The 3,412-nt window shown below is 37.1% G+C and carries 4 protein-coding genes; 2 read left to right on the top strand and 2 right to left on the bottom strand.

Translation table 11 applies throughout. From position 1 onward, the window contains the following. Together E1176_RS03710 and trmB are read left to right on the top strand one after the other, a co-directional pair. A partial coding sequence (locus tag E1176_RS03710; RefSeq protein WP_425482554.1) for a bifunctional folylpolyglutamate synthase/dihydrofolate synthase occupies positions 1-1,336 on the top strand: 1,336 nt, incomplete at its 5' end. 49 nt (positions 1,337-1,385) lie between these two features. After that, the gene (gene trmB, locus E1176_RS03705) at positions 1,386-2,045 is read left to right on the top strand and encodes a tRNA (guanosine(46)-N7)-methyltransferase TrmB (protein WP_155209225.1); all 660 of its coding nucleotides are present in this window, start codon (positions 1,386-1,388) and stop codon (positions 2,043-2,045) included. On the opposite strand, the gene E1176_RS03700 is transcribed toward trmB, so the two are convergent. Continuing rightward, on the bottom strand, positions 2,042-2,704 hold the full coding sequence (locus E1176_RS03700; protein WP_155209224.1) for a LytR/AlgR family response regulator transcription factor: 663 nt from the start codon (positions 2,702-2,704) through the stop codon (positions 2,042-2,044). The two genes, trmB and E1176_RS03700, sit on opposite strands and share 4 nt — an antisense overlap. Continuing rightward, the coding region (locus tag E1176_RS03695; protein WP_222933072.1) for a sensor histidine kinase at positions 2,701-3,412 on the bottom strand (712 nt) is incomplete at its 5' end. The genes E1176_RS03695 and E1176_RS03700, both read right to left, overlap by 4 nt.

Genomic DNA, 3,412 nt, shown 5'->3' with positions numbered 1-3,412 from the left:
AGCTTTATTAATCCTCAGGTCATTTACTCATATTTGTGGCCAAATGAGCTCATCACAATTGCTTGAAGATTATCAATCGGTTTTAGACTTTCTATACACGCAACTTCCCATGTTTCAAAGGGTAGGGGCATCAGCTTATAAGAAAGATCTTACGAATACATTAAAGCTTTGTAAGGCACTTGATAACCCTGAACGTAAGTTTAAAGCAGTACATGTAGCGGGTACTAACGGCAAAGGTAGTTGCAGTCATTATACAGCCTCCATCTTACAGGAAGCCGGTTTTAAGACAGGATTATATACATCACCACACCTTAAAAATTTCACTGAACGTATTAAAATTAACGGTGAAGAAATACCTCAGCAGGCTGTGGTTAATTTTGTAAATAAAAATAGGCTCCTGGTTAAGGAAATTCAGCCTTCTTTCTTTGAAATCACAGTAGCTATGGCGTTTGACTATTTCGCTAAACAAGAAGTAGACATAGCTGTGGTAGAGGTGGGCATGGGTGGTCGTCTCGATTCGACAAATGTGATAAACCCTGAAGTTTCACTAATAACTAACATCAGCTACGATCATCAACAGTGGTTGGGCGATAGCTTGGAGAAGATTGCTGCGGAAAAGGCTGGTATAATCAAAGAAAATACTCCTGTAGTAATCAGTGAGAAACAAGAGAAGATCTTTGATGTATTTAAAGATATCGCTGCAAGCAAACACGCGCCTATAACCTTGGCATCAGATGCATATCAATGTTTGCAAGAGGATTCTTTTAAAGTATTAAAAGACAATCAGCCTTTCCTTGAATTTCCAAACGCTCTTTTGGCAAGCTATCAGACTAAAAACCTGCCGGCTGTATTATCGGTTGTTGATGCTCTATCAGCCAAAGGCTTCAAAATCAATCAGAAAGCCATTAAGAATGGTATTCAAAACATGGTAACTAATACCGGTTTAAAAGGTAGGTGGCAAACTTTGCAGCAGCAACCAAAGATCATTTGCGATGTCGGTCATAATGAGGCCGGTATGAGATTGATTGTAAAACAACTACAGTTAGAAGAATATAATCAACTACATATAGTCTTTGGTACAGTAAATGACAAGGACGTAAAGCCGGTATTAAAGCTCTTGCCAAAAGAGGCCAATTTCTATTTTTGTCAAGCTGATATCCCTCGAGCTATGCCGGTTAATGATCTGAAGGATGCCGCAAATGCCGTGGGGCTAACTGGGGTAGTTTGTGGTTCCGTAAAATCAGCCATAGCAACGGCTAAAAATTCGGCTAGCGCGGATGACCTTATCTTTGTAGGAGGTAGCACCTTCGTAGTGGCAGAGCTCGATGAGTTGTAAAACTCGCCAACAAGAAGTTACTTTGCAGCTTTTAAAATCCCGGTAAAAAATGAGTAGAGGAAAATTGAAGCGGTTTGCTGAAGTTTGGGAACGAGATAACGTGCTTGAGCCTGGTAAAGAAATTTACGAAAAAATTAAGGGGCAATGGCATGAGCATTATTTTAAGAACGACAAACCAATAACCATTGAGCTTGCCTGCGGAAGAGGTGAGTACAGCGTAGGTTTAGCTCGCATGTTTCCTGATCAAAATTTTATAGGTATCGACATAAAAGGTGATCGTATCTGGAAGGGTAGTGGCATTGCTATCGATGAAAACTTAGACAACGTGGCCTTTTTGCGTACCATTATTCAATTACTTGAGAAATTCTTTGCCCCGGAAGAAGTATCAGAAATTTGGATCACGTTCCCTGACCCCAGACCAAAAGACAGAGATGAAAAAAGGAGATTGACTCACGATAAGTTTTTAGATATCTATAAGAATGTAATCTCTAAAGATGGGTGGGTAAGACTAAAAACTGACAATACGGGTCTTTTTGAATATAGCCTTGAGGTAGTCAAAAATAGAAAAGACATCAAAAACCTGGCGTATACCTTCAATTTATACGGCTCTGAATTTGAGACAGAATGCCACGGCATTAAAACCCGTTACGAAAAAAAGCACACAGCCTTGGGTGCAGATATCAAGTATTTAAAGTTTCAGTTCAACTAGTTCAGTTTTAGATTGACTCGATAAGTCGCTCCAATAGGTATCAGGCGATTATTTACTTTTATTTGATTGCCTTCAATGAATTCAATTGCATTTTTATTGACAATGTAAGATTTATGAATTCGGATGAAGCTCTTATCAAGTTGTTGTTCCAATTGCTTCATCGTACGGTTTATTACAAGATCATGTTTGGAGCTAAATACTTTGATGTAATCTCCGGCACTTTCAAATAACGAAATTTCTGTGGGCTTGATGAAGTATGTTCTACTATTGGATTTGAAAGTTAACGCGTTTTCCTGGCTTGAGTTGTTTAGTGTGCTTTTAAGTTTTTCGACACTATCCTTAAAGCGATCGTAGGCTACGGGTTTTACTAAATAATCGACCGCATTTAAACTGAAACCCTCTACGGCATACTCAGGGTTTGCTGTGATAAATATAATTTTTGGAGGGTGCGCTAAAGATTTTACAAATTCAACGCCATTTATATCAGGGAGGTTTATATCTTGAAAAATTACATCTACGTTGTTAACTTTTAACCAGTCAAGGGCCTCTTCGGCCTTATCAAATTTTTCAGCTAATTCTATTTCATTGTGCGCGGAGATAAAACCCTCAATGATTTTAGTAGCAATAGGTTCGTCTTCAATAATAATTGAACTTATCATACACTCAGCTTAAGTTTGATTGCAAAATTATTTGAGTCATTGATCTGTAGATCGTGTTTATCAGGGTAAATCAAATCCAAACGCCTTTTGGCATTATTGAGGCCTATTCCTGATTTTTCAGATTTATCTTTTCCAGGGGTATAAGTGTTTTCTACATTAAAATAGAAGTGATCCGTTTGATCTATCTCAATAGTAATATAACCGAAGTCATTATTTTGAATGTCGCTGTGCTTAAAAGCATTTTCTACAAAAGTTAATAATAAAAAAGGTATAATTTGTCCATTAAACGATTCTTGCTTGATTTTTACTTCTATGCGACTAGAGTCTTTGATTCGTAACTTTTGTAGTGCTACATAATTTTTTATCTGCTTTACTTCTTCATCAATATCTACTGTTATTTCCTTCTGATACAACATATGCTTCAGTAAATCCCCTAACTGTAGAACTGCTGCTGATGCTTCGTTACTCTTATTAAGCGTGAGGCCATAGATAGAATTTAACGAATTGAGTAAAAAATGAGGGTTGATTTGCAACCTTAGATTGTGCAGTTCCATAGATGCGTTAACTGACTTTATATGTTCTATATAAAACCATGATTTTGAAAGATATAATAATGCGGCTAGCGCCATATAAATCACCAAAATGGAAATTAAGCTTATTGGATCAACAAATGATACAATAAAATAATCAATTGGCAATGATGGTACA

Origin of the sequence: Fulvivirga aurantia (genome assembly GCF_009711475.1) — a bacterium.
GTDB lineage: Bacteria > Bacteroidota > Bacteroidia > Cytophagales > Cyclobacteriaceae > Fulvivirga > Fulvivirga aurantia.
This window is presented reverse-complemented; position numbering and strand designations above follow the sequence as displayed.